This is a genomic window from Rhizobium sp. TH2, assembly GCF_024707525.1.
GTDB lineage: Bacteria > Pseudomonadota > Alphaproteobacteria > Rhizobiales > Rhizobiaceae > Rhizobium_E.
In genome coordinates, this window is sequence record NZ_CP062231.1 from 1407837 (window position 1) to 1433931 (window position 26095).

Here is a 26095-nt window from a genome sequence, read left to right on the forward strand (position 1 = left end):
CGCCGATCCTGTCCGCCGCAGCTTCACCCAGACCGTCCGATAGCAGGGTTGCACATATGAACGTGCCGAAATTTGGTATTGGAGCCTCGGCGCTCCGCAAGGAAGACTTCAAACTCGTCAGGGGCGAGGGAAACTATACCGACGATGTGCGTGTGGAGAATGCGCTGCACGGCTTCGTCTGGCGCTCGTCCCATGCGCATGCCTGGTTCAAGATCGTCTCGACGGAGGCCGCACTTGCTTCGCCGGGGGTGCATCTGGTGCTGACCGGGGAAGATGTCGGCCATCTCGGCGCGATGCCGAGCAAGGAGCAAGTCACCCAGCCGGATGGCACCCGGAACGTCAAGCGCGAGGCGCCGGTTCTCTGCAGCGGCGTTGCCAAGCATGTCGGCGACGCGCTGGCCTTCATCGTCGCCGATACACGCGAACAGGCCGAGGACGCGGCCGAACTGATCAAGATCGAAGGCGATGGACTTGGATCGCATGTCGATCTCGTGACCGCGCTCGACGAAGGGGCATCGCTGGTCTGGGAAGAACTCGGCAGCAACCAGGCCTTTCACTACCGGATCGGTGACCGGCAAGCGACAGACGGGGCCTTCGCGACGGCAGCGCATACGACAGAGCTCCGCGTGGTCAACAACCGCGTCATCTCGCACTATCTGGAGCCGCGCGCGGTGGTCGGCGCCTATGACGCCGAGACCGATAGTTTCACGCTGCATACGCCGTCGCAGGGCGTCCATTCGATGCGCAGCATTCTTGCCAAGGATGTCTTCCGTGTCGATCCCGAGAAAATCCGGGTGATCACCGGCGATGTCGGCGGCGGCTTCGGCACCAAGATGTTCACCTATCGCGAATATGCGCTGGTGCTGGAGGCATCACGCCGGCTCGGCCGCCCGGTCCGCTGGGTTTCGAGCCGCACCGAGCATGCGCTTGCCGACACGCATGGCCGCGATAGCATCATGGACGCCTCGCTCGCCTTCGATGCCGATTATCGGATCACCGGCATGCGGGTGGACATGGTCGCCAATATGGGCGCCTATCTCTCGCAATACGGGCCGATGATCCCCACCATGGCGGCGCTGATGGCGACCGGCGTCTATGACATTCCCAATCTCGATTACGAGATCCGGGGTGCTTACACAAATACTACGCCGGTGGATGCCTATCGCGGCGCCGGCCGGCCGGAAGCCGCCTATCTCATCGAGCGGCTGATGGATTCCTCGGCGCGCGATCTCGGTGTCAGCCCGGTCGAACTGCGGCGGATCAATTTCATCAAGCCGGACCAGTTTCCCTACCGCACCCAATCGGACTGTCTCTACGATGTCGGCGAGTTCGACGGGCATCTGCAGCAGGCGCTGGAAATGTCCGGATATGGCAGCTTTCAGGAGCGCTACGACGAGGCGGCATCGCGCGGCAAAGTTCGCGGCGTCGGGCTCTCGACCTATGTCGAGATTTGCGCGTTTCCCGGCTCCGAACCGGCGCATCTCCATCTCAACCTCGATGGCACGATCACGCTCTTCATCGGCACCCAGACCAACGGCCAGGGCCATGCCACCGCCTACAGCCAGCTCATCGCCGAGAAGATCGGCATTGATTTCGACAAGATCATCGTCCGCCAGGGCGACACGGCTGAACTCAAGCGCGGCGGCGGCACAGGCGGCTCGCGCTCCATCCCGATCGGCGGCGTCTCGGTGGTCCGCGCCGGCGAGGATCTCGCGGAAAAGATCAAGCGCATTGCCGGCGACGAACTCGAAAGTGCTGCCGAGGACATCGAACTGGTCGGCGGCGTGGCGCGCATCGCCGGCACCGACCGCATGTTGAGCTTTGCTGACGTCGCCCGCGCCGCCAAGGACCCGGCGGACATCATCGCGATTGCCGATGTGAAGCAGGACGAGGCGACGTTTCCCAACGGCACGCATGTCGTCGAAGTCGAGATCGATCCCGAAACCGGGATGACCGAGATCGTCAACTACCAGATCGTCGACGACTTCGGCGTCATCGTGAACCCGATCCTGCTCTTGGGGCAGATCCATGGCGGTGTCGCCCAAGGCGCGGGACAGGCGCTGGTCGAAGGCGTGCAATATTCCGAGGAAGGCCAGCTGCTCACCGCCACCTTCATGGATTACGCCGTGCCGCGCGCGGGAGACCTGCCGTTCTTCAAATTCGACACCCGCAACGTGCCCTCGGTCGCCAATGCGCTCGGTATCAAGGGTGCGGGCGAGGCCGCCACGATCGGTTCGACGCCTGCGGTGATGAACGCGGTGATCGACGCACTTCATCGCGGCTATGGTATCAAGTCGTTGGACATGCCCGCCACCCCGGGCAGGGTCTGGGAGGCGATCGAGGCCGCCAAGGCTGGCTGATCATTCCTCGCTTTACACCGGTCGCCTGACGGCGGCCGGGCAATGCTCTATTCGGACATGCATCCATGGACAAGACCGTCGCCAACCCCGCTCGCGGCATCGCAATGAAAGTGATGTCGATCCTGCTGTTCATCTCGATGCAATCGATGGTGAAGCTGGCCGGGCCGGGCATCGCGACCGGCGAGATCACCTTCTTCCGCTCGTTCTTCGCGCTTGTGCCGATCATGGTCTGGCTGTTTTTCCGTGGCGAACTGGGCGTTTCGTTCAAGACGGCCAATCCGATGGGGCATTTCTACCGCGGCTTCATCGGCGTCTCGTCGATGGCGCTCGGCTTCTATGGCGTGGTGCACCTGCCTCTGCCCGAGGCCGTGGCGATCGGCTATGCGATGCCGCTGTTCGCTGTGGTCGCGGGCGCGGTGCTGTTGGGCGAAGACGTGCGGCGCTATCGCTGGGGCGCGGTGTTTGCGGGGTTCATCGGCGTGGTAATCATCGTATGGCCCAAGCTCACATTGTTCGAGCAGGGCGGACTCAGTCCCAACGAGATTTCCGGTGTCGCGGCTGTGCTGTTTTCTGCGGCGCTGGCGGCGGTGGCCATGGTGCATGTGCGCCAACTCGTCCGCACCGAGAACACGCCGACGATCGTGCTCTATTTCTCGCTGTCATCGGCCATCTTCTCGCTGATGACGCTTCCCTTCGGCTGGAACGCATTGCCCTGGTCGTCCGCCGCCCTGCTGATAGGCGCCGGCTTCGTCGGCGGGCTGGGGCAGATCCTGCTCACCCAGAGCTATCGTTTCGCCGACGTCTCGACCATCGCACCCTTCGAATATACCTCGATCATCTGGGCGACATTGTTCGGCTATTACCTGTTCGGAGACCTGCCGGGCGGCACGCTGCTGTTCGGCGCGGCAATCGTCATCGGAGCGGGCGTCTTCATCCTCTATCGCGAGACGCGGCGCAAGGTTCCGACCCATCGCGAGGATCAGACGCTCACGCCTTAGGACTAAGCGACATTCAGGCGCCGCAAGTTCTTTGATACATCTCTTTACAAAAGCTCGATTTTGAAGAATTGCTTTTACGTGTCTTCGAAAGTTGCGAAGTAGACTTTGTCTATGTCACCAGAGATCACATTGATCGCCGCCCTATTTATCGGCCTTGTCGTAGGAGTGGCGATATCGCGCTTGAGGTCAAGCCTGCGGCGGCGTGAATGGAGAGCGCGTGACCGCGCATATTCCCAAAGCCGACCACATGTAATACCCAATGTTGAGCCTGGTCCGTGGCTGCGAGAGTCCGAGGTGTCTAGCAGGCCCACCGATGCCGCAGATCAACTGCGGATCGTGATGGCTGCGAGCTTCTCGGCACAGCCGCTTCTCAGCAAAAGTGAAGTGCGTGTTTACCAGGACCTCGACGCCTTCGTCACCGCCTGCAATCCGCGTTGGTTGGTCATGGCACAAGTGTCACTTGGCGAAATTCTTAAAAGTCGAGATGCCCAGGCATATAGTTGCATCAACTCCAAGCGGGTCGACTTGTTGCTGGTTGACGAAAATTGTCATCCTCGCCATGTCGTCGAGTACCAGGGTAGCGGACATCATCAAGGCACAGCTGCAGCGCGCGACGCAGTCAAGAAGGAAGCGCTGCGACGTGCCGGCATTGGCTATCATGAAGTGGTGGCTGGACATACGACGCCATCCGAATTGAAGCGGCTTGTCGAAAGGCTGGTTGAAAGCCCCGCATCTACGCAATCGACTACGACGCGGACATCCACCAACTGAAGCGCTGACCGGACGCTCACACTTTGGCCGGCCGCCGCAGGATGCGATAGGTCGCGTAGACGCCGTAGATCGCGAAGAAAATGGCCAGCACGACAGGCAACCCGCTCGGGCCGGAATATGCGATCGCCTGTCCGCCGATCAGCGGTCCGAGGATGACGCCCACGCCGTAAAGCACGGTGATGCCGGAGGATATCCGCACGAATTCGCCCGGCAGTGCCATGTCGTTGGCGTGCGCGACGTTGAGCGAATAGATTGGAAACATCACCATCCCCGACAGGCAGGCCGCCATGTAGAGCTGGTACTCGTGGCGCGCATCGAGCGTGAACATCCAGAGCCCGGCGATCACGCCGAGAATGCAGCAGAACACCATCACGGCGCGACGGTCGACATAATCCGAGACGCGGCCGAGGGGGAACTGGGCGACGATCGCACCCACCGTGATCGCCGCGATCAGGTTGGCGCCGCCGGTTTCGGTGAGGCCCGACATCTTGGCAAAGACCGCTGCGAAGTTCAGCCATGCCCCGGCGATGACGCCCGACAGGAATGTGCCGACAAAGGCGACCGGCGAGCGCCGCCACAGGCTCTTGAGGTCGAAGCCGACTTCTGTCGGCGGCGTCGGCGTCGATGAAGCCGAGAGCGCGACGGGGAAGACGGCGGAGGCGAGGATGATCGCCGCGACGATGAACAGCGCTGTGTTCATCACATCGCCGAGCGAGGCGATATAGGGTCCGGCGATCGTGCCGCCCATCGCGGTCACCATATAGACCGAGAACATGAAGCCACGATATTCGTTCTCGGCCTTCTCGTTGATCCAGCTTTCCATGATCAGGTAGCAGCTGGCGATGGCAAAGCCAAACATGCCCCGGAACGCCATCCAGGCCCAGAGATCGGCGACCAGCGCACAGAGCAGGATCGACACCACCATCAGCGCGATATTGGCGGCGAAGACGCGGATATGGCCCGTGAGCCGGATGAACTTCGGCGTGATGAACGAGGCCAATGTATAGCCCGCCGAATAGACCGCGCCGATCAGCGCGATGTCGGTCGCCGTCCAGCCTTCGCCGAGGGCGCGCAGTGGCACCACATAGTTGGCCAGCCCGAAGCCCGACATCAGGATGAAGACCGAGGCAATCAGGCTCGATACCGCGCGTATGCTTTGGATCACCGGGCCTCACTCCACTTCCTTGAACGTCGCTTCGCCAGTCTAAAGGTGCCCGCCCTGGCCTGGTGGCTTGAAAGCGTCAGTGCTTGGCTCAGCCTCGCGTCTCGGCGGCTGACCGGGAAGAACCCCTTCATAGGTGAGGTAATAGTGACTGAGGACCACTGACGTCACGGTGATGCAGAAGCATTGCAGCGTCTGCATCAGGACGACAAAGATCGCGCCGGTGACGTTAATGTGCCCCTCAGTCACCACCGATGCCGACACGCCCGCACCCAAGAAGGCGATGACCAGCGCGATCGGAATGGCGACACCAAGCAGCGTAATACCCAGGATGCGGATGAAGACGGAACCGAAATTCGACATGCCGCGCTTGAACGCCGCGCCGAGACCCTTGTTCTGGCCATAAACATCGGCGGGCAGCCAGGAACCCGCAAGCCCCAGCACGACCGAATAGGCGATGAGAAAAGCCACGATCAGCACCAGGTAGGTCAGTCCGCTGACGCCGCTCCCCGGCGAGAGCGTGAGAAACATGAATGGAACGGCGAGCGCGATTGCCACGCCCCCCAGCAGAAGTCCCTTCAAGATGAAGCCCCCGAACCGCATGTCTGTCGAGCGATCGGCATTGGTCTCCGCGAACTTCAGGCCGAAAAGTGCGCTGCGATGGATGTAGCGTGCGATGAGCAGCCAGATGACCGTCGTTCCAACTGATCCGCCGGACTTGAAATAGCCCGCGTCCTGTATGCCGAGCATGACCGTCAGGATCATGATGAAGCCAAGATAGAACGACCAGTTCTCGCGGATAATATCGATCGACTTGGAAAACATGCCTCTGCCTCGCTGGTGATCCGATCTCCCTTGGCCGGATTCGCGGGAATATGTCCAGCAGAGGTTGTGTATCTGCCCGCCCGGAGCCGTCTATGCGCGCTTTTCAACGCGCCCGAGAGCGGAGGGCCGACACTGGCCCTGTTTCGCCCGGCATCGTCGTCCAGTTGGCGATGTCGTCGCGTTCGCCGATCAGCGCCAGGCCGTGGGCGATGGAAAGCAGCTCGCCGCCGCTCTCGATCCGGTCACGGTCGAAACGGTTCTCGAAGATGCGCCGCACGGCGGGCACGAAGCTGGTCCCACCGGTGAGGAACACCTTGTCGATCGCGCCGGGCAGGGTGCGGGTCTTGACCAGCACCTCGTCGAGCGCACCCTCGATCTGGGCGAGATCGCTGGCGATCCAGCTTTCGAAGGCCGCGCGCTTGATCAGGCGCTTCGAGTGCTGCCCAAGCGGCGGGAAATAGAATTCGACCTCCTCGGCTTCGGACAGCTTCATCTTAGCCGCCGAGACCGCCTGGTAGAGTGGATAGCCTTCGTCATGCTCGATCAGCTCGATGAAGGTTTCCAGCCGTTCCGGATCGAGGCTCGAGCGCACCAGCTGCTTGAGATCCTGGAAGTCCTTCAGCGTCTTGAAGATCGACAGCTGGTTCCAGCGGCCGAAATTGGCGTAATAGTTCGACGGGATTTCAAGAACCTTGTCGAAGCTCTTGTAAAAGCTGCCCTTGCCGATCTGCGGCGAGACGACGTTGTCGATGATCCGGAAATCGAAATGATCGCCGGCGATGCCGACGCCGGAATGGCCGAGCGGCACGGCCGTGAGCTTGCCGGCATGGCTTTCGAAACGGATCAGCGAATAGTCGGTCGTGCCGCCGCCGAAATCGGCCACCAGCACGGTGGCATCCTGCTTCAGGTTCTGCGCGAAATAAAAGGCCGCCGCCACCGGCTCGTAGACGAAATGAATCTGCGGAAATCCGAGCCGGTTGAGCGCGCTGTTGTAGCGTTCGAGCGCCAGGTTCTCGTCCGGATTGGAGCCGGCGAATTTCACCGGACGGCCGGCGACCACACGGTCGTATGTCGAACCGAGATCCGTACCGGCATATTTTTCCAGCCGCTTGAGGAAGATCTCCATCAGGTCTTCGAACTGATGCCGCCGGGCATGGATCAGCGTGCCCTGGAAGACGGCGCTCGCGGCAAAGGTCTTGATCGACTGCAGGAAGCGGGCCTCGCCGGGATTGTCGATGAAGGCACGGATCGCCGCGGCACCCGCTTCGACCTTCAGGGCCTGCGCGCCGAGCTTGGCATCCTTCATGAAGGACAGGCAGGTCCGCATGCTGTCGGAATGGCCGGCGGAGCTTTCAAAGCCCACCGATCGGGTCGTCTCGCCATCCCGGACGGCGAGCACGGTGTTTGTCGTGCCGAAATCGAGGCCGATTGCCGAGGCCATGAGACGCTCCGGTTGTTGAATGGAAATGACATGATGAATGACGGGCGGGCGCGAGGCTCCGCCGACGGAGGGCGCCTAATGGCATAAGCGAGGCCGGATGGCAAGACCGGAACCGGACGCACATGCTCCCTTGCCGGGACGATCCTATCCGGTGCTCAAAGGCCGCCGCCTCGAAATCTGGCGTCCTCTGGGGTCAATTTGGCGGCTGCCGCCTCGCTGGATGTCGCGTGGCGTGTTGCGATAGTTTTTTGGCATTTCTCGTATTAGCAAGGCCCGCGAGGTGTCCCGGAAAATGTACTCGAGTGCATTCGAAAATACTTTCTTGCGTGATATATTGCTTTGAAGATTGATATAAATCAATAATATATGCTTTATGTCTAAAGCTTATATACTGTAAATATATAGGAAATACTTCATTTTAACAGATGCTTAAGCAGCCCGGTCCAGAAAAGAGGCATGGGAGAAAAGTTCTTTCATGCAAGAGAAACTGACGGACTTACAGATGACAGCCACCGCATATTCATTCTGCCACCCGACCTGTCCCTGCCACGGGAGCAACGACCTGCTCCGCCCCCCATACCTTGCCTCTGAAGGGGACAGGCATGGTACCGATCTTGTTTTGCACTCCATCCGCCGGTGGAACCTCTCTTTGTTGACGCGGGCGAGCCTTCCGGCCGTGTTCCAGCAATGGTCGGCCATGTCGCTGATGGATCGATTGGTGTGGAAAGGCACGGACTCCGATGCCGCCAGCGATGATGCGTTCTGTCCGGAGCAGGGCGAGACCTCCTAGTCCCGGTACGTGACCGCGCCCAATCCAGAAATGAACACGCAACCCCATTGAATTCGCGCTGACCATCGGCGGCGCGGCGAGTGTCAACGGCCGATCCTGAGGCTGATTTTTTCTCCATTGTGACTGGTAAGGTGATGAAAAGATTTCTGAAAGATCGATCGGGCAACTTTGCGATACTCTCCGCGATCGTCATGGTCCCGCTGATTATTTCGATCGGCGTCGCGGTGGAATATCGCCGGGCCGTCAATCTGCGCACGATGCTGCAGAGCAGTCTCGACGCCGGCGTGCTCGCTGGCGCCAAGGCGTTGTCAAGTGGTGAGAGCCAAGCAATGCAGGCGGCCCTGGACATGTTCAAGGCGGATGCGAAGGAAATCTACGACGACGGTAGCATTGAGGCTTTGGCGCTGAAACCCACTTTCACGATCGCGGATGGTATCGTCAGCGGCGCATTCAGCTATCCTATGAAAACGCCCCTGTTGAATATCGTTTCGGTCAAGGAGGTGCCGGTCGGCGTCACATCAGCCGCCGACTCCGGTGGTTCGGGGGTGGAACTGGCGATGGTCGTGGACGTCAGCAGTTCGATGGAGGACGACGACAAGATCAAGGACCTCCGCAAGAGCGCCGTTGCGCTGATCGACACCCTGTACAAGACCGCGGAGACGCGGAAGGACACCTGGGTCTCCGTGGTCCCTTTCGACGGGCGGGTGAACGTTTCGGATTACAGTACCGGTTGGATCGACAAGAATCTGGCACCTAGCAATGCCGGAACCAACATGAACTGTACCGGCCTGCGGTCGACAACAAACCGCACCAGCGATGCACTGCCCGAAGTGGAAAAATTTCCGCCTTATCTAACGGGCAACAACTACGGATCTTCCTCGACCTGCGGCGGCACCAAGGTTCGCGGCTGGTCCTTCGAGAAGACCCCGATCAGGAACATCCTGCTCAACCTCAAGACCGGCTATGGCACCAGCATCTGGGAAGGTGCGGCCTGGGGCCATCGCATGCTGTCGCCGAAATGGAAGGGCAGATGGGGCAAGGCGGACCTGCCGCACGACTATGGGAAAGGTCCACCGAAGGTCTTGATACTGATGACGGATGGAGAAAACACCCCCGGTGACTACGGCGACCCCTTCAACACGTCGGCGGCCAACCTCATGCAGGAGGCAACCTGCGCCGAAATGAAGAAAAACGGCATAACCATCTTCGCCGTTGCCTTCGATATCTCGGACTCCGCTGCCAAACCATTGAAGAACTGCGCATCGAGCCTCAAGCACTACTTTAGTTCCACCACGTCGGTGGGGATGACCGAGATCTTCAAGCAGATCGGCGCTTCGCTGTCGACTGGCAAGCCCAGGCTTGTGAAATGACCGCAGCGGTTCGCCTTGACGGCTGTGTCCTCCCGCCCCCTGCGGGAGTGCAAAGCAAACACATCGAAAGAATTGCAGAGGATGCCAACGTGCTTGACCAAGGTGCCGGATCGGCAATATTCAGAAACGGGCTATTTTCCTTTTTCGGACGTGCACTTCGCATGATCTGCGGGGGCGGTCGCACGGGGCTCAAAGACGAAGCGCATCTGCAGCGTGGTGGATCGGCCAGCGCGTTGAAGCCGGATTTGCATCAAGCCGCGTTGATCAGCGTCGCCGATCCATCTCAGGGTCTCACAGGTGGGAAAGTTCATCACTCAACCGCTGTGGCGGACACGCCGGCTTGCATGAGTAAGCCTGAACTGGAGACGGCGGTCGAAGCGATGTGCTTGGGTCTTGGCAGATTGTCGGTAGGCTCTTTCGAGCCCATGTCACCACATGTCTTCAACGTTCAGTTCAATCCACTGGTGCAGAGTTTCAATCGGTTTGGCTCGCACCTTCAAGCGTCGCTCGGTGAGATCCATCGGTCGTCCGAGGGTCTTGCGCGGGGCCTTCGTGTAATTGATCACGCCAATAACGAGATCGCGGACAGGAGCAATCGTCTGACCAAGGCTTTGGAAGACGGTCAGCGACCGTTTCAAAAAGTCAAGATCTTCGGGGCCGCGATCGATTGCGAGGCTAGAAAAGTCGAAATGCTTGCCCTCGGAACCTCGGTCGCGGCGAAGGTCGGCAAGGTTCGTGCCGATCAGGCAGAGAAAAGTCTAGCCATGATCGAAACCTATGCCGAACGAATAGACGCACTCGTGCAGTTCGTTCAATCGGCACAGGCTTCATTGATCGACGAAACGGACAGCACAGAAGGATCGCCTTCGATTGGCGCAGAGCGCTCGAAGGATGCAGCGGCAGCTGGACGAACCCCAATATGCGAGGCGATGAACGATATTCAGGAGTTGACGGCAAGAATCGCGAAGGAGACGGCAAAGTGCCTCAACGTCTTGAAGCAACTCTCCGGAACGCATTCTGAGATGGACATCTCCGCCGAGTCCCTGCGGCACAAGTCGCACGCGATCGCTGAGCAAGCTTATCATCTTGATCAGGCCATTGGCGAATTCAGCGGCCATATGCGAAAGGCTCATCACGAGAGCCAGCGCTTGCAATCGGCTTCCTCTCCCATTTCAACGCTGGTGGACGACCTGACACTGGCGTCTCATGCTCAGCGAAGCATACTCTCCGCCCTTGGGGCCAATGGGCGATCTGTTTTTGTCGCTCGTCGTGAAGCCTCTTCTTTCGCTGCGCCTTCTACATCCGACAGCGGGCGGGTTATGATGTTCCCGATGCGTGGTCGCAGCAGTGAAAGGTCATGATCCCGACAACCGCGGATCCACGCCTCGCTGTTGCCGGCTCGCCACCGCTGATCAAGTGACCACCCGGAAGTGTAGCCGTCTCCAGCAGAATACATGTCCGATTCGGTCAAGTTGAAATTTGGCGCCGATTTCGCCACTCGACGCTGCCAAAACCCACTATCGCGATGCGCCGGAATACCGCCGCTCCGCGCCATGAACTGGGATTCGGCGACTTTGGCGTGCGCTGATGTTTTTTTGGCGCCTTGTGTATTGTGGAAAATACACGGCGCAATAAAATAAAGTTTTTCATAATTAAAACAAACTGCGCCGGAATTGGATTACAAATTTCCTAAATACTTCAATTTACATCAAAAATAAGTCATACAAATAAGCTGTATTGCCTATATTGACATAAGACAAGCAAGTATACTCAATTTTTGCCAAAAGCCAATTGTTCTCATATCAAGCTTGGAAAATGGCGCGTCACGCTACAACTTTGGCGGCGGCCGAATGACGGGATGACGAACGTTGGCTTGCCGACGGGCGGGCTCGCCGCGACGAACGAAAAAGTGAATGGGTCTCGGTGCTCGGCCGGCACCGAGAGATTGGCAATTTGGTCTGGGTGATCTACACTAGGTTGTTATTTCAATATGGTTTTGTACGGCGTTCAGGCCGATTTGAGCCCGCCGGCGGTGGCGGCTTTATCCTTCTGTCTTGCATCGTATGGCGTGCAGCAATGCCCATGGTCGGACCATCTCGCCTCGACAGGCAGCATGCCCCTACGTTGTCAGGAAGCGCTGCGGATCGGCAAGCACAGCGCTGCGCCCGGCATCCTCCATGCCTCGCCGAGATAGTAATTTGCAAGTAACCGGGAACTGAAGTGGGGAAATACATCCGAACAATTCTTGTGAACATGGAGGCGCGTTTTCCGAGAGCTTTGCTGGCGGCCGCAGCGTCGTTTTCACTGGCACTTGACGATGGACATCAATCTGGAAAAGCTGCGGATAATGGTTGACGACCTGGAACGGAGACTTAACACCGCACCCTTGGCGCGAAACCTGATCAACAACATGCTCAAGGCCGGCTATGATCTCGCGCGGATTTCCCAGGAGGCCGGGATCGATCCCCAGTTCATCGAATCCGGCCTGACCGAGGCCGAGATGGAAACGCTGGTCGGCAAGGCCTGGGACATTGCCGGCGACCCGGCAATCGGCTTGAAGGTTGGACGGGAGATCGATCCGAAGCTGCTCAACATGCCGGGCCTTTATGCATTGGTCGCCCCCACGCTGGATGTCGCAATCGGCCGCTACGCGGATTTCATCCCGCTGGTCTGGGGTTTCACCATGACCATCGTCGAGAACGGCTCCTATGTGGAATTGAAGATCGATTCCCGCAGCGCGGAATCCCGGCCATATGGCTTCGCCAAGGTCGACTTCCAATACACGTCGATCATGGCCTTCATGCATCTGACGACCGAGCGGCATATTCGTCCGCGATACATGAAACTGCGCCGTCCGGAGCCGGATTTCGTCCAGCTCTATAAAGACCAGTTCCAATGTCCCATCCGCTTCTCCGAGGCGGAAAATGTGATGGCCTTTTCCCGAGTGGATTATCGATCGCGACAGGTCACTCACCGGCCGGTGATGGAGCCCTTCCTTGCTGCGGGCGTGGCGGACCTGCTGCGCGATCTCAAGGACGACTCGATCAGCGGACGCGTTCGCCGCGTCCTCGAAACCAGCCCCGATCTGAGGGATGTTTCCCTCGCAAGCCTTGCCAGGCTGCTCGCCGTCAGCGAGCGCACCTTGCAGCGACGGCTCGCCGAGGAGGAAATGACATTTGCCGATCTTCTCGACGACGTGAGACGCCAATCGGCGATGCGGGCGCTCACCCTCAGGGAAACCAACACGAACGATCTCGCTTACCGGCTGGGATTTTCCAGCGTGAACTCGTTCTACAGGGCGTTCAAGCGATGGACGGGCGAGACCGTGGAGCGGTTCCGGAGGGCGCAGCAGGCTGAATAGAAGGGTGTCGCGGGGCACCGGTGATCAATAACAAACGCAGGGAGGACTCTATGGCAGACAATCTGGAGCGGCGACTGAACACGGCTCCCATGCCGCGGAATCTCGTCGAGAATTTGCGCAAGGCCGGCCATGACATCGTGCAGATGGCCAGGGATATCGGGGTCGATCCGCTCTATATCGAATCCGGTCTGACTCCGCTCGAAGCCGACGCCCTCTTCGTCAAGGCCTATGAGGTTATCGGCGATCCCGCCATCTGTCTGAAGGTCGGCATGGAGGTCGATCCGAAGCTCTACAATTTCTCGCCGCTCTACGCGATGATCGGCGCCACGCTCGCAATCGGCATGGAGCGCCACGCGACGTTCTCGCCGCTGGTCCTGGGCTTTCTCATGCGCGCCGAGATCAACGGGCAGTACGCGGAACTGAAGATCGATTCCGCCTATCTCGAGTTCCGGCCCTATTGCTTCGCAAAGGTCGATTACCACTTCACATCCATGCTGGGCTTCATGCGCCTGACCACCGAAAAGCCGATCAAGCCGCGCTACATGAAATTGCGCCGCCCCGAACCGGATTTCGCCGCGCTCTACCAGGAGAAATTCGACTGTCCCGTCACCTTCTCCGACGAGGAGAACGTGATGGCGATAACGCTCGAAGACTATAACAGCCCCCAGCTCACATATAATCCGGCCATGGAGCCGCTGTTCGCCGAGGCGGTCGACCAGTTGATGCACGATCTCCAGGACGACTCGATCAAGGGCCGGGTGCGCCGTGCGCTGGAAACCAACGCGGACCTCCGCGAGGTCTCGCTGGCAAGCCTCGCCAAGACGCTCGTCGTCAGCGAGCGCACCCTGCAGCGGCGGCTATCCGAGGAAAAGGTGACCTTCGCCGAACTGCTCGATGGCGTACGCCAGCAATTCGCCATGCGGGCGCTCGCCTTCAAGGAGATGAACAACCAGGAACTGGCCTACCGGCTGGGATTTGCCAATGTGAACTCCTTCTACCGGGCGTTCAAGCGATGGACCGGCGAAACGGTGGAGCGGTTTCGCAGGACGCAGATGGGGTGAGGATGGGGGAGGTGTTATCTTTCCCGGAACGCCGCGCTATTTCCGCCGCGACCACCACATCACAACCAGCCCGGCCACCACCAGCAACCCACCGTAATAAACCCACTGGCTGTTGTTGATCATCGGGCTTGTGGCCGGGTAGGGCGCCAGACCGCTGCCCTGGCCGGCCCAGAGCAGGCCCATGATGACGGCGATGACGCCGGCCAGAAACAGCAAGGTTCTCAATCCGCCCATGGTCTTTCCTTCATTTGTGCAAGCAGTGGTGGAATCGAGCCTATCCCAGGACAGGCGGCAAGCCAATCGCCGGGCGCCATGCTGCGACGATTGGCGTTTGTTTGAGGCTCAGACGCAATTGAATTTGCCGCGCATTGGCTCGACAAGCCTGTTTTGTTTTGCCAATAGTCGAACCCTGCCAAATGTAGCTAAGTCCGGACGGGGTTAAGAATATGAGCGAGATGGAACTTCCGGAACGGGAGAGCATGGAATTCGACGTGGTCATCGTGGGCGCTGGGCCTGCGGGGCTTTCGGCTGCGATCCGGCTCAAGCAGGTCAATCCGGACCTCACCGTCGTCGTGCTCGAAAAGGGCGCCGAGGTCGGCGCGCATATCCTGTCGGGCGCGGTGGTCGATCCGATCGGAATCGACAAGCTGCTGCCCGGCTGGCGCGAGGATGGCGAGCATCCCTTCAAGACCGAAGTTACTGACGACCATTTCCTGCTGCTCGGCCCCGCCGGCTCCATCCGCCTGCCCAATATCATGATGCCGCCGCTGATGAACAATCACGGCAATTACATCGTGTCGCTCGGCAATGTCTGTCGCTGGCTGGCGACTAAGGCGGAGGAACTCGGCGTCGAGATCTATCCCGGCTTTGCCGCCACCGAAGTACTTTATGACGAGAATGGTGCCGTGCGCGGCGTCGCCACCGGCGACATGGGCATCGGCCGCGACGGCGAGCCGAGCGGCGCCTATGCGCGCGGCATGGAATTGTTGGGCAAATACACACTGATCGGCGAGGGCGTTAGGGGCTCGCTCGCCAAGCAGCTGATCGCGAAATTCAAGCTCGACGAGGGCCGCGAGCCCCAGAAATTCGGCATCGGCATCAAGGAGCTCTGGCAGGTCAAGCCGGAGAACCACAAGCCCGGCCTGGTGCAGCATTCCTTCGGCTGGCCGCTCGACATGCGCACCGGCGGCGGCTCGTTCCTCTATCACCTCGAGGACAATCAGGTCGCCGTCGGCTTCGTACTGCATCTCAATTACAAGAATCCCTGGATCTACCCCTTCGAGGAATTCCAGCGCTTCAAGACCCATCCCGCGATCAGGGGCACGTTCGAGGGCGGCAAGCGGCTTTCCTATGGCGCGCGCGCCATTACCGAAGGCGGCTACCAGTCGGTGCCGAAGCTGACATTCCCGGGTGGCTCGCTGATCGGCTGTTCGGCGGGCTTCGTCAATGTGCCGCGCATCAAGGGTTCGCACAATGCGGTGCTCTCGGGCATGCTGGCGGCCGAGAAGATCGCCGCCGCGATCGAGGCTGGTCGAGCGAACGACGAGGTCATCGAGATCGAGAACGAATGGCGCACGACGCCGATCGGCAAGGATCTCAAGCGCGTCCGCAACGTCAAGCCGCTATGGTCGAAGTTCGGTACCTTCATCGGCATCGGGCTTGGCGGTCTCGACATGTGGACCAACCAGTTGTTCGGCTTCTCCTTCTTCGGCACGCTCAGGCACGGCAAGACCGATGCGGCGTCATTGGAACCGGCGGCGAATTACAAGAAGATCGAATATCCCAAGCCCGACGGCGTCCTGACCTTCGACCGCCTGTCCTCGGTCTATCTCTCCAACACCAACCACGAGGAAGATCAGCCGATCCATCTGCAGGTCAGGAATGCCGATCTACAGGTCAAGTCCGAACTCGGCGTCTTCGGCGGCCCATCGACCCGCTACTGTCCGGCCGGCGTCTATGAATGGGTCGAGAAGGATGGCAACGAGGTGTTCGTGATCAACGCCCAGAATTGCGTCCACTGCAAGACCTGCGACATCAAGGACCCCAACCAGAACATCAACTGGGTGCCGCCACAGGGCGGAGAGGGTCCGGTCTATCCGAATATGTGATCAGGGTAGGGCGTAGGCAACGCCCATTGCTTCGGCAACACGTCTCAGGCGCTTGTCGCGTGTCCAAAGCATGGTTTCGGGCGTGAGACGGGTTGATGCAAGCAGCTGGGCATCGACATAACCGATACCGCTGCCAGCCAGGAACCTGTTTCTTATCAGGGATAAGACCTCCGCTTCGCTGGCCACCGTGGGGCGTGGCATCTCGAGCAGAGAAGCTATGATCTTGTCATGGTCTCTCAACGAGCCCAGCGCGACCTCGCCGATCATAAAGGGATGGATGAGAATCTTCCCTTCCTCGAAAAGTTCGAAGAGGTGGTCGTTGTTCTTGCTGACGTGATCGATCCAGACCGAAGTATCGAGAAGGATCACTCGTTTCCGAACCTTGTTCCGTCCTCGCTCCAGCGTCGCCGAGGCGGAGCCTTTGCATCAGGATCGCTTCCACCCAGGCGCGCAAGTCTCATCGCGCTCTCTCTTTGAATCATGCGCTTGAGCGCTTCATTCAAAAGTGCAGACTTTTCCTCGATGCCGGTGATCTCCTGCGCCCTACTAACCAATTCATCGTCAATCGTAACAGTCGTTCTCATCTCTCTTCTCCTGCTGCATCAAAAATAGCATCATTTGATGCGCAATTCAATGCGCCTGCAATCCGGCTGCTCTGCCATCCATTCCTCATTGCCCCGCCTGCTGACTTGCCTCACCTTCGGGTGCCCTCGCCAGCGAAGGCACGAACAGGCCGGCTATGATCGTCAACATGGCGATCAACACCATCGCGCCGAATGTGAGATGCAGCGAATCCTGCAACGCTGTCCTGATCGGCGCGACAGTGCCGGCGATCTCGGTCGTCCTGTTCAGCAAGTCCTGCAACTGGCCGGCGGTCACCGAAGCCCCACCCGTGGAGTGCAGGAGGCCGTAATTCAGCACCGCGCCAAAGAGCGAAGCGCCGAGCGTGCTGCCCAGGTTGCGCGAGAATATGTTGGATGCAGTCGCGCTGCCACGCTCGGTCTTGCCAGCAGACGCCTGGATCAGCATCAGCGCGGAAATGCTGGTCAGCCCCATGCCGACGCCGACGATCAGCGATCCGGCCGCCGCGACGAGCGGGCTGCTGGCGGGCGTCAGGGTCAGAAGCAGGCTGCAACCAAGCGGCACGAACACGCTGCCCGTTATCATCAATGGCCTGATGCCGATCCGATGGAAGCTTCTCGCGGCAAAGGTGGCAGCGGCGGGCCAGCCCAGCAGCATGGCCGATAGCGTAAGCCCAGCGACCAGCGCGGAGCGGTTGAGAACCGTCTGGATGTACATGGGCAGAAACGTCGTCAGGCCTATCATCGCCATGCCGGCGATGAAGGTGACGATATTGGAACTGGCGATCGGCCGCCGCAGCCACAGGTCGAGCGACAGCATGGGATGCGTCGCGCGGATTTCCTGCCAGATGAACAATGCCAGCGCGACGAGGAACACAGCACCAGCCGTGATGATGTAGGTCGCGGATGCTTGCTCTATGTTGGTGAGCCCGATCATCAGGGCGCCTATGGCAATCGAGAACAGGACGGCACCCATCACATCGACCTTCTCGTCGCGGCTTTGAAAGTCTTCGCGCAGAAAGACGATGAAGCCCGTGGCCGCCAGGATACCCACTGGGATATTGACCCAGAATACCCAGGACCAGGAAACCGCTTCGACAATGATACTGCCCGCCAGCGGCCCGACCACGGCCGACACCGCCCACACACTGGCGAGATAGCCCTGGACCTTGCCGCGCTCCTCAAGCGGATAGAGATCAGCGACAACGGTCATGGCAACGGGTTGGATCGCGCCAGCGCCCAGGCCCTGAAGCAGCCGGAAAGCGATCAGGACATGCATGCTCTGGGCAAAGCCTGCGAAGATGGTTCCCACCAGGAAGATTGCGATGCCGACGAGGAGCACGGGCTTCCGGCCATAGATATCCGCAAGCCGGCCGAAGATGATCGTGGTCGCCGTCTGGGCCAGCAGAAATGACGAAAAGGTCCAGCTGTAGAGGTTGATGTCGCCGAGTTCTGCCGCGATCTGCGGCATGGCGGTGGCGACGATCGTCGCCTCGATAGCGATCATTGCCATGCTTGCCATGACGGCGGCAATGACAAGTGCTCTGTTCGAGCCTTTGGCTGACATGATATGTCCTTGGCGTGGGATGTCGGCAGCAAATGCGCGTGCGCGCGAAGCAATGTTACTCTAGGCGTCTGGATTGTACAGTCAACCAATTGTGCCCAGGCAAGCCATTTCGATCCGTATTTTTCGATTTTGCACGGACCTTGCCCGCTATCGCCTCAGCCTGCTATCCCTGTTCAACGCCTTCAAGGGATGACGCATGGCAGACGATCCGATCCATTTCGGTCCCTTCACATTCGATCCTGGCCGGATGACGGTTGCCCGGGGCGGCGAGGTCTCGCAGCTCGGCAATCGTGCGGCCTTGCTGCTCAAATGCCTGGCCGAAGCCGGCGGTGGCACGGTTTCGAAGGAAGCGCTCATGAATGCCGCCTGGCCCGGCGTCGCGGTCGAGGAGGGCAATCTGACGGTCCAGATTGCCGGAATGCGCAAGCTGCTTGGGCAGGACGGGGAGGGGCGGGACTGGATCGTGACCGTGCCGCGCGCGGGCTATAGGCTGCTCGCCGCCCCCGCGGCGGATAGGGTGCCCGAACCCGGCCCCCGAATGCCTGTGCTCGCCGTCCTGCCGTTCCGCAATCTCTCGCGCGATGCCGATGCCGATTACTTCGCCGATGGCGTGGTGGCCGATATCATCACGGCGCTGTCGCGCTTCCGCAGCTTTCGCGTCATTTCCCGCAACACCGTCTTTGCCCGCCGCAGCCACGATGCCGACATCCGCCAGGCCGCCGCCGATCTCGGCGCCGACTATCTGGTCGAGGGTGACATCCGCCGCGCCGGCGAGCGCCTGCGCATATCGGTTCGGCTGGTGCCCGGCCATGACGGCTTCACGCTCTGGGCCGACCGCTTCGACGGAACTCTGGAGGATGTCTTCGCCTTTCAGGACCAGATCACCGAGGCCGTCGCATCGCGGCTCAGACCGGCGCTAGAGCAGGCCGAGACCACCCGCTCGCTGCGCGACCGGCCGAAAAGCTTTGCCGCCTATGACGTCTACCTGCGGGCATTGTGGCTGATCGGCGAGGAAAGCGCGGTGGCCAATGTGGAAGCCCATGCGCTTCTGTTGCAGGCCCTGGAACTCGAACCGAACAACCCCAACGTGCTCGCCCATGCCGTCTGGGCGCTTGAGCACCGCAACGCCATGGGCTGGCCGCCGATCGGCAACGACGACATCGGGCGCTGCCTGGACTATGCCCGCCGCGCACTCGAACATTGCGCCGGCGATCCGCGCATCATGGCGCCATGCGGAATGGCCCTGGTGCAGACCGGCAAGGATTATGTCGGCGGCATGCAGGTCATCGAGGCCGCCGCGGCGGCCAATCCGAACGACCTGTATGTGATGTGCGTGCTCGGCGTCTCGACGCTGCATTGCGGCGATCTTGATGAGGCGCAGTTGCATCTCGAGCGCGCATTGCGGCTGGCGCCGCAGGACCCCGACCGGCGCTTCGCCATGACGGGCATCGCCCATATCGCGGTCATCCGGGGCGATTACGAACAGGCGCTCTACTGGGCGGGGCGGTCACTCAGCGTCAATGCTCATTTCGACGCGACCTACTGGATGCTGATATCAGCCAATGCCTATCTCGGCCGCATGGAGGAGGCGAAGCTCTATCTCGACCGGCTGCGGGAAATCGCGCCGGGCGTCTCGCTTGCGCGGATCAAGGCCGGGCAGCCGGCCAGGTATCCCGAGCGCATCGACACAGTGCTCGAAGGCCTACGTCTCGCCGGCCTCCAATGATGCTTTCGACTCAAAGCGTGTCGCAGCTATTTGGAGCCATTCTGTTGGCTCAAACGGAGTCGGATGGTCGACCGGCCGGCGCGCGTCGTAGCCAAATCTACGGCCAAGCCGGCCGGTCGATCAGGCGGCCCGTTTCAGCCAACCCGAAGGGCCGGGCATCTTTCCGCCAGTCCCTGCGGCGCCGGTCTCGGCCGTACCTAAGGGTACGACGCTCGCCCGCCGCCTTGGTCCTGACGAAAACCTGCTCCGGCAGAATGGCTCCAAATAACTGCGACACGCTTTAACAACTCATAGGGAGATTTAATCTCCGCCTTGAGTACATTTTCCTGCCGCCCGTTCGACTATGGCCGTGTTGAAACCGACATCGCCCACGGGAGGCCATCATGCTTGCTCCAAATTCCATCATGTCGCTGAACCAGGGTGCCGATCTTGCCCGGTGGAACATGCAGCGGCTCTATGCGTCCTCGCCGACCGAAACCCAATAGGCGGCGGAAGAGGCCACGCCTATCGAAGCAATAGCGGCGTCGTCGCGCATTCCCCGCGTGTCGCTCGGTTTTGCGTCGTTCGTGGGGCGCCTGCTTGGCCTGTGGCGCCCGGGTAACGCCATGACCGGGACTACCGCCCGCTGAACGAATCCAAGCCGAAATCACACGGCCGTTTAACCGGGTGTTAACCATAATTCCTTACTTCTCATTAGCACTTAGGGGAAGCATGGGGATTTGGAATGTCGATTTCGCGTCGTGGGCTATTGCTGGGTTCATTGGCTCTTCTCGCCGGCTGTTCAACCAACGGCGCCAATCACAGGGCGAATTACGCGGCAAAGCCCGATGAAGCCCATCCGATGCCGGCCATGCCGCTCGACAAGATCAAGCCGGAACTGCGCCGCACTGAAGTCGCCTACGAGACCGGCCAGAAGCCCGGCACGATCGTCGTCGATACGCCGGCGCGGCGCCTCTATTACATTCTCGGTGATGGTATGGCGATGCGCTACGGAATTGGCGTCGGCCGCGAGGGCCTCGCACTCTCGGGCAACGCCCATATCGGCCGCAAGGCTGAATGGCCGAGTTGGACGCCGACTGTCAACATGATCCGCCGCGATCCGGCCAAGAACCGCAAATATGCGGGCGGTGTGCCGGGCGGCCTCGCTAATCCGCTCGGCGCCCGGGCGCTCTATCTCTATCGCGGTGGTGGCGATACGCATTTCCGCATCCACGGCACCAACCAGCCGAGCTCGATCGGCTACGCCATGTCGTCGGGCTGCATTCGCATGCTCAATCACGATGTCATCGATCTCTACAGCCGCGTCGACGTCGGCACCAAGGTCTTCGTGATCCAGGCTTAGATCGTTTCATTGTTAAATGGAAGCATTCTGCCGGAGCAGGTTTTCGTCAGGGCAGAGGCGATTGGCGAAGGGCATACCCCGATGTACGTCCGAGCCGATCGCCTCTGATCCTGGCGGAAAGATGCCCGGCCCCTTCGGGGTTGGCCGATACGGGCCGCCTATTCGTTCGGTCGCCTTGGCCGTAGAACTGGGCTACGACACGCGCCGACCGAACGAATATCCGACTCCGTCTCGGCCAACAGAATGATTCCATTTAACAATGAAGCGATCTAGGCCTTCTTCCGCGACAGGATACCCGTCGACAGCAGCACGCCCGCGCCGGTGACAAAGGCGGCGGCGATGATCAGCAGCCCCACGGGCTCGCCGAGGATCCATGCGCCGGCAAAGGCGGCCGCGACCGGGGTGATCGCCGTATAGGCCGCTGCCTGCGTACCGCCGAGCGTACGCACCGCGTAACCATAGAGGATCATTGTTCCGAGGCCCGAGAGCACGCCCTGCGTCAGCACCTGCAAGCCGATCTCGCCCATGGGTACATCGAAGAAGCCGGTGCCGAAGAAGGGCAGCAGGGCAAGGTTGATGATCATCGACCAAATCGAGATCAGCGCGCCGCCTTCGAAGGCGTTGAGACCCGAATGCTTGAAGGCATGGGTGTAGATCGCAAAGCAGGTCGCCCCCAGTGGAAGCACCACATAGCTCACCCAGGACAAAGCATGTCCCGTGAGGCTGCCGGCAAGCAGGATCAAGCCGCCGGCGAGTATCGCGGCCATGCCGAGCTTGCGGGCATTGTCCGGTCGTTCGCCGAGCACTGCCATACCGATCAGCGCGACGAAGAAGGGCATGGCCCCGGGCAGCAGCACGCCGGCGGCAGCGGCAGGCGTGTGATGCATGCCGAGGGCGACGATCTGGAAGAAGAACGCGCCGCAGCCCAGCACCATCAAGACAAGTGGCAGTTTCGGCGTGTTTTTGGGCCAAAGGCCCGTCCGCAGCCAGACTGGAGCCAGAACGATTGCGGGTACACCATAGCGCAACAGGCTCAGGTCGAGGGTGGTCAGCGCCGTGCCGAACCCATGGCGCGTGGAGGTGAGCCATGCGGCCCAGATGAAGACCACGCCGAGCGCCGATAGAGCCCCGAGCAGGTTACGGGACGATCCGGATGTCGTCGTGATTGTTGTATCGCTCATCGTCATCTCCGTCCGTTGGATGTCACGATGATAGGCGGAAGCGCCGGGGCGTGTCCTTGCGCATTCGGTCTTGAATTTCCACGACAGCGCAATATTATGCCAAAATATATCGCGCAGGAGATGGAAAATGCCAAAGCTCGATGCATTCGATCTCGCCATCCTCTCTAACTTGCAGGAGAATGGCCGCGCTGCCAACGTCGATATTGCCGAGGCGGTGCACCTGTCGCCATCGCCCTGCCTGCGGCGAATCCGCAATCTTGAGGAGGAAGGCGTCATCCGTGGCTATCGCGCCGACATAGACCGGACCAAAGTCGGGCTCGGACTGACGGTCTTCGTCGAGATGAAGGTCGGTGGACATAACAAGGAGAGCGCCAACCGCTTCCAGGAAGTGCTGGCCGAGGTGCCGGAGGTAATCTCCTGTTTCATGATCTCGGGCAGCGCCGATTTCCTCGCGGAGGTCGTCGTCGAGGATCTGCCTGCCTATGAGCGCGTGCTGACCGACAAGCTTTTGACGCTGCCCTTCGTCGTCGATATCCGCTCCAACTTCGCGATCCGCACGGTCAAGACCGCTGGGCCGCTGAAGCTGCCGGGCACCGGTGAGAGCGTCCGGAAGTCTTCAAGCGACCCATTCGAAGAGCTTTTCAAGAAGTAGCGTTCGCCTCTCAGAAGCCCTCGAGCACGATCTTGCCGATAGTGGTGTGGCTTTCGATCTGCTGATGAGCGCGCCGGAGATTGGCAGCATTGATCGTGCCGTAGCTTTCGGCCGCCGTGGTCCTGATCTTCCCCGCATCGACGAGTTCCGAGACCTCGTTGAGCAGCTTGTGCTGCTCGATCATATCTGATGTGCCGAAGACCGCACGGGTGAACATCGACTCCCAGCGGACCGACGCGGACTTACCCTTGAACGGCTTTACGTTGAGCTCGACGGGATCGTCGATAAGGCCGAAGCGGCCCTGCGGCGCGATGATTTCGGCGATTCCGGCGACATGCTGATCGGTATGCGTCGTCGAGAAGACGAAGCCTGGCGTGAGCCCCAGCGCCTTGAACTGCTCGGGCAGGGGCTTGCTGTGGCTCACCACGTGATGCGCCCCAAGCGACTTCACCCATTCCGCCGTTTCCGGACGCGAGGACGTGGCGACGACGGTCAGGTCGGTCAGCTGACGGGCGAGCTGGATGGCGATCGAGCTGACGCCGCCGGCGCCGCCGATGATCAGGATCGACCGGAAGTCGCCGGGAACCGGATCCTTCACCTGCAGCCGGTCGAACAGCATTTCATAGGCGGTGATCGATGTGAGGGGCAGGGCGGCGGCCTGCGCGAAGTTCAGCGACTTCGGCTTGCGTCCAACGATGCGCTCGTCAACCAGATGATATTCGGCATTCGTCCCGTCACGATTGATGACGCCGGCATAGAAGACCTCATCGCCCGGCCTGAACAGCGTAACATCGCCGCCGACGGCCTTGACGACACCGGCAGCATCCCAGCCGAGCTGCACTAAGCCGCCAGCCACCGCCTCACGGCTTTTGCGCACCTTGGTATCGACCGGGTTCACCGAGATCGCCTTGATCTCGACCAGCAGGTCATGCCCCCTGGCTTCTGGCATCGGCCGCTCGACATCGACAAGCGACGTCTCGGAGGTGATGTCCTGGGGCTTTTCGTAAGCGACTGCGCGCATGATCTGTCTCCTTCAAATGTTGTCGAGAAGGTAGATGCGCATTATGTGACAAGAACGCAAGAATGCACATTTTGTGTATATAGGTACAAAAAGGATACCGTGAATTCAGCGGCATCCGCAAACGGAAGGTTTAATCCATGTCCCGTCCGCGCGCCAAGCTCACCAACAATTTCCCCGGCTGCCCGGTGGAATCGACGCTGACTTTTCTCGACGGCAAATGGAAGGGGGTGATCCTCTTCCACCTCTTCGATGGCACGCATCGGTTCAGCGAATTGAAGCGGAAGCTGAAGTCGATCACCCAGCGCATGCTGACCAAGCAGTTGCGGGAACTCGAGGAGGCGGGGCTGGTGTCGCGCACCGTGCATCCGGTCGTGCCGCCGCGTGTCGATTATGCGCTGACGCCGCTGGGCAAGAGCATGGAGCCGGTGATCCGGGCGCTCGCCGCCTGGGGCGAGCAGCATGTTCTCTGCCGGGATGGCGAGAAGTTCGTTATTCCGCCGCTTGCGGAAGTTGCGGCCGCATAGAACGCGTCGGGCTCTTGCGTTCGAGCCAGACCGAAAGGCCAAAGATACCCAGGCCGATAATCGACAGGACCACACCGACCCAGCCGGTCGCGGCATAGCCGAAACCCATGGCGATGACCACGCCGCCGAGCCATGCGCCGATGGCGTTGGCGACGTTGAAGGCAGAATGCATCGAGGCTGCGGCCATGGTCTGGCCGTCGGCCGCGACATCCATCAGCCTTGTCTGCACGGCAGGGCCAGCCGCAAATCCGCAGCCGATCAGGAAGACCGACAGGCAGAGCAGCCATACGCTGCCGGCGCCAAGCGCGAACATCGTCATGACGACCATGTTCATGACAAGCATGCTGCCGATCGTGCCCATCAGGAACATGTCGGCGAGCTTGGAACCGATCAGGTTGCCGATATTCATGCCGACGCCGAAAATCACCATGACGACAGGCACCATGCCGACCGAGAGCAGCGTCACTTCGGTCACCGTCAGCGCGATATAGCTGAAGATGGCGAACATGCCGCCGAAGCCGGTGGCGGCGATGGCGAGCGTCAGCCACACCTGCGGGCGGGTGAACGCGCCGAGCTCGCGGGCAATGCTGGCGCCTTCGACCACCTGGTCCCGAGGCAGATAGATCCAGATCAGTGTCACCGTCAGCGCGGCGATCAGGCCCACGGCCCAGAACATCACTTCCCAGGACAGCGCCTGGCCGAAGAAAGCCATGACTGGCGTGCCGGCCAGCGTCGCGACGGTCAGGCCGAGCATCACCTTGCCCACGGCACGGACACGGTAATGCAGCGGCACCATTGAGGCGGCGACCAGCGCCCCGACGCCGAAATAGGCGCCATGCGGCAGGCCGGACAGGAAACGCAGGATCGTGAAGGAAGTGAAATCGGGCGCGACCGCGCTCAGGATATTGGTGACCGCGAAGAAGCCCATCAGCAGGAGCAGCAGCGGGCGCCGCGCCATCTTTGCCGCCATGATCGCAATCAGCGGCGCGCCGACGACCACGCCAAGCGCATAGGCGCTGATCACATAGCCCGCCACCGGGGTCGAGACGGAGAATGTAGCGGCAACGTTGGGCAGCAGGCCCATGATGGCGAATTCGCCCGTTCCGATCGCAAAGCCGCCGACCGCGAGCGCGAACAGCACCAGCGCCACCTGAAGCTTGGAATACCCTGCCGCGGGTTCCGCATGGTCGAGCGAATCGGAATAGGCCATATCGGTCACGAGCGGCATGCTTTCTGTCTTTGAGCGCTTCCGGA

Annotated in this window: 23 protein-coding genes; 13 read left to right on the forward strand and 10 right to left on the reverse strand. The window is 60.5% G+C overall.

The window, feature by feature from the left end; genetic code table 11:
• The first annotated feature begins 56 nt into the window (after nt 1-56).
• The 3 genes from IHQ71_RS07185 (at nt 57) to IHQ71_RS07195 (ending at nt 4129) form a co-directional block, all read left to right on the forward strand.
• Nucleotides 57-2360 (forward strand): xanthine dehydrogenase family protein molybdopterin-binding subunit, encoded by a 2304-nt coding sequence (locus IHQ71_RS07185; protein WP_258161261.1) that lies wholly within the window; start codon nt 57-59, stop codon nt 2358-2360.
• Between the two features lie 65 nt (nt 2361-2425).
• On the forward strand, nt 2426-3358 hold the full coding sequence (locus IHQ71_RS07190) for a DMT family transporter (protein WP_258161262.1): 933 nt from the start codon (nt 2426-2428) through the stop codon (nt 3356-3358).
• Between the two features lie 111 nt (nt 3359-3469).
• Entirely contained in the window at nt 3470-4129 is a 660-nt protein-coding gene (locus IHQ71_RS07195) for a DUF2726 domain-containing protein (RefSeq protein ID WP_258161263.1), read from the forward strand.
• A gap of 16 nt (nt 4130-4145) precedes the next feature.
• On the opposite strand, the gene IHQ71_RS07200 is transcribed toward IHQ71_RS07195, so the two are convergent.
• The 3 genes from IHQ71_RS07200 to IHQ71_RS07210 all read right to left on the reverse strand — a co-directional run bounded on the left by IHQ71_RS07200 (nt 4146) and on the right by IHQ71_RS07210 (nt 7557).
• Nucleotides 4146-5294, reverse strand: a complete 1149-nt coding sequence (locus tag IHQ71_RS07200) for an MFS transporter (protein ID WP_258161264.1) — start codon at nt 5292-5294, stop codon at nt 4146-4148.
• 39 nt (nt 5295-5333) lie between these two features.
• Nucleotides 5334-6116, reverse strand: coding sequence for a hypothetical protein (locus tag IHQ71_RS07205; protein WP_258161265.1), 783 nt, complete (start codon nt 6114-6116; stop codon nt 5334-5336).
• 103 nt (nt 6117-6219) lie between these two features.
• On the reverse strand, nt 6220-7557 hold the full coding sequence (locus IHQ71_RS07210; RefSeq protein WP_258161266.1) for an Hsp70 family protein: 1338 nt from the start codon (nt 7555-7557) through the stop codon (nt 6220-6222).
• A 652-nt stretch (nt 7558-8209) separates the two neighbouring features.
• Here IHQ71_RS07210 and IHQ71_RS07215 point away from each other — a divergent pair.
• The 5 genes from IHQ71_RS07215 to IHQ71_RS07235 all read left to right on the forward strand — a co-directional run bounded on the left by IHQ71_RS07215 (nt 8210) and on the right by IHQ71_RS07235 (nt 14139).
• Entirely contained in the window at nt 8210-8347 is a 138-nt protein-coding gene (locus tag IHQ71_RS07215) for a hypothetical protein (protein WP_258161267.1), read from the forward strand.
• An 80-nt stretch (nt 8348-8427) separates the two neighbouring features.
• Nucleotides 8428-9717, forward strand: a complete 1290-nt coding sequence (locus tag IHQ71_RS07220) for a pilus assembly protein (protein ID WP_258161268.1) — start codon at nt 8428-8430, stop codon at nt 9715-9717.
• An 89-nt stretch (nt 9718-9806) separates the two neighbouring features.
• Nucleotides 9807-11078 carry a hypothetical protein gene (locus IHQ71_RS07225; RefSeq protein ID WP_258161269.1) on the forward strand — a complete coding sequence of 424 codons (1272 nt, stop codon included), beginning with the start codon at nt 9807-9809 and terminating at the stop codon, nt 11076-11078.
• 986 nt (nt 11079-12064) lie between these two features.
• On the forward strand, nt 12065-13078 hold the full coding sequence (locus IHQ71_RS07230) for an AraC family transcriptional regulator (protein ID WP_258161270.1): 1014 nt from the start codon (nt 12065-12067) through the stop codon (nt 13076-13078).
• A 50-nt stretch (nt 13079-13128) separates the two neighbouring features.
• On the forward strand, nt 13129-14139 hold the full coding sequence (locus IHQ71_RS07235; protein WP_258161271.1) for an AraC family transcriptional regulator: 1011 nt from the start codon (nt 13129-13131) through the stop codon (nt 14137-14139).
• 36 nt (nt 14140-14175) lie between these two features.
• Here IHQ71_RS07235 and IHQ71_RS07240 read toward each other — a convergent pair whose 3' ends face one another.
• Nucleotides 14176-14373, reverse strand: coding sequence for a hypothetical protein (locus tag IHQ71_RS07240; protein ID WP_308737926.1), 198 nt, complete (start codon nt 14371-14373; stop codon nt 14176-14178).
• Nucleotides 14374-14585: 212 nt separating this feature from the next.
• On the opposite strand from IHQ71_RS07240, the gene IHQ71_RS07245 reads away from it, so the two are divergent.
• Entirely contained in the window at nt 14586-16247 is a 1662-nt protein-coding gene (locus tag IHQ71_RS07245) for an electron transfer flavoprotein-ubiquinone oxidoreductase (RefSeq protein WP_258161272.1), read from the forward strand.
• On the opposite strand, the gene IHQ71_RS07250 is transcribed toward IHQ71_RS07245, so the two are convergent.
• The 3 genes from IHQ71_RS07250 to IHQ71_RS07260 form a co-directional block, all read right to left on the reverse strand.
• Nucleotides 16248-16616, reverse strand: coding sequence for a type II toxin-antitoxin system VapC family toxin (locus IHQ71_RS07250; protein ID WP_258161273.1), 369 nt, complete (start codon nt 16614-16616; stop codon nt 16248-16250). It abuts the gene before it with no gap.
• Nucleotides 16613-16831, reverse strand: coding sequence for a type II toxin-antitoxin system VapB family antitoxin (locus IHQ71_RS07255; protein WP_258161274.1), 219 nt, complete (start codon nt 16829-16831; stop codon nt 16613-16615). The genes IHQ71_RS07250 and IHQ71_RS07255 overlap by 4 nt, the downstream gene beginning before the upstream one ends.
• Before the next feature lie 85 nt (nt 16832-16916).
• A complete protein-coding gene (locus IHQ71_RS07260) occupies nt 16917-18395 on the reverse strand; it encodes an MDR family MFS transporter (RefSeq protein WP_258161275.1) in 1479 nt (492 codons plus the stop codon).
• A 196-nt stretch (nt 18396-18591) separates the two neighbouring features.
• On the opposite strand from IHQ71_RS07260, the gene IHQ71_RS07265 reads away from it, so the two are divergent.
• Both IHQ71_RS07265 and IHQ71_RS07270 read left to right on the forward strand, forming a co-directional pair.
• Nucleotides 18592-20121, forward strand: a complete 1530-nt coding sequence (locus tag IHQ71_RS07265; RefSeq protein ID WP_258161276.1) for a winged helix-turn-helix domain-containing protein — start codon at nt 18592-18594, stop codon at nt 20119-20121.
• 724 nt (nt 20122-20845) lie between these two features.
• Nucleotides 20846-21463, forward strand: coding sequence for a L,D-transpeptidase (locus IHQ71_RS07270; protein ID WP_258161277.1), 618 nt, complete (start codon nt 20846-20848; stop codon nt 21461-21463).
• 269 nt (nt 21464-21732) lie between these two features.
• On the opposite strand, the gene IHQ71_RS07275 is transcribed toward IHQ71_RS07270, so the two are convergent.
• Complete coding sequence (locus tag IHQ71_RS07275) at nt 21733-22644, reverse strand: DMT family transporter (RefSeq protein WP_258161278.1); 912 nt, start codon at nt 22642-22644, stop codon at nt 21733-21735.
• Nucleotides 22645-22771: 127 nt separating this feature from the next.
• On the opposite strand from IHQ71_RS07275, the gene IHQ71_RS07280 reads away from it, so the two are divergent.
• Complete coding sequence (locus tag IHQ71_RS07280) at nt 22772-23296, forward strand: Lrp/AsnC family transcriptional regulator (RefSeq protein ID WP_258161279.1); 525 nt, start codon at nt 22772-22774, stop codon at nt 23294-23296.
• A 10-nt stretch (nt 23297-23306) separates the two neighbouring features.
• Here IHQ71_RS07280 and IHQ71_RS07285 read toward each other — a convergent pair whose 3' ends face one another.
• A complete protein-coding gene (locus IHQ71_RS07285; protein ID WP_258161280.1) occupies nt 23307-24317 on the reverse strand; it encodes a zinc-binding alcohol dehydrogenase family protein in 1011 nt (336 codons plus the stop codon).
• Between the two features lie 137 nt (nt 24318-24454).
• Between IHQ71_RS07285 and IHQ71_RS07290 the strand changes: the two genes are divergently transcribed.
• Complete coding sequence (locus tag IHQ71_RS07290; protein WP_258161281.1) at nt 24455-24841, forward strand: helix-turn-helix domain-containing protein; 387 nt, start codon at nt 24455-24457, stop codon at nt 24839-24841.
• Here the strand turns inward: IHQ71_RS07290 and IHQ71_RS07295 are convergent.
• Complete coding sequence (locus tag IHQ71_RS07295) at nt 24807-26060, reverse strand: MFS transporter (RefSeq protein ID WP_374990006.1); 1254 nt, start codon at nt 26058-26060, stop codon at nt 24807-24809. The two genes, IHQ71_RS07290 and IHQ71_RS07295, sit on opposite strands and share 35 nt — an antisense overlap.
• Nucleotides 26061-26095 lie beyond the last annotated feature (35 nt).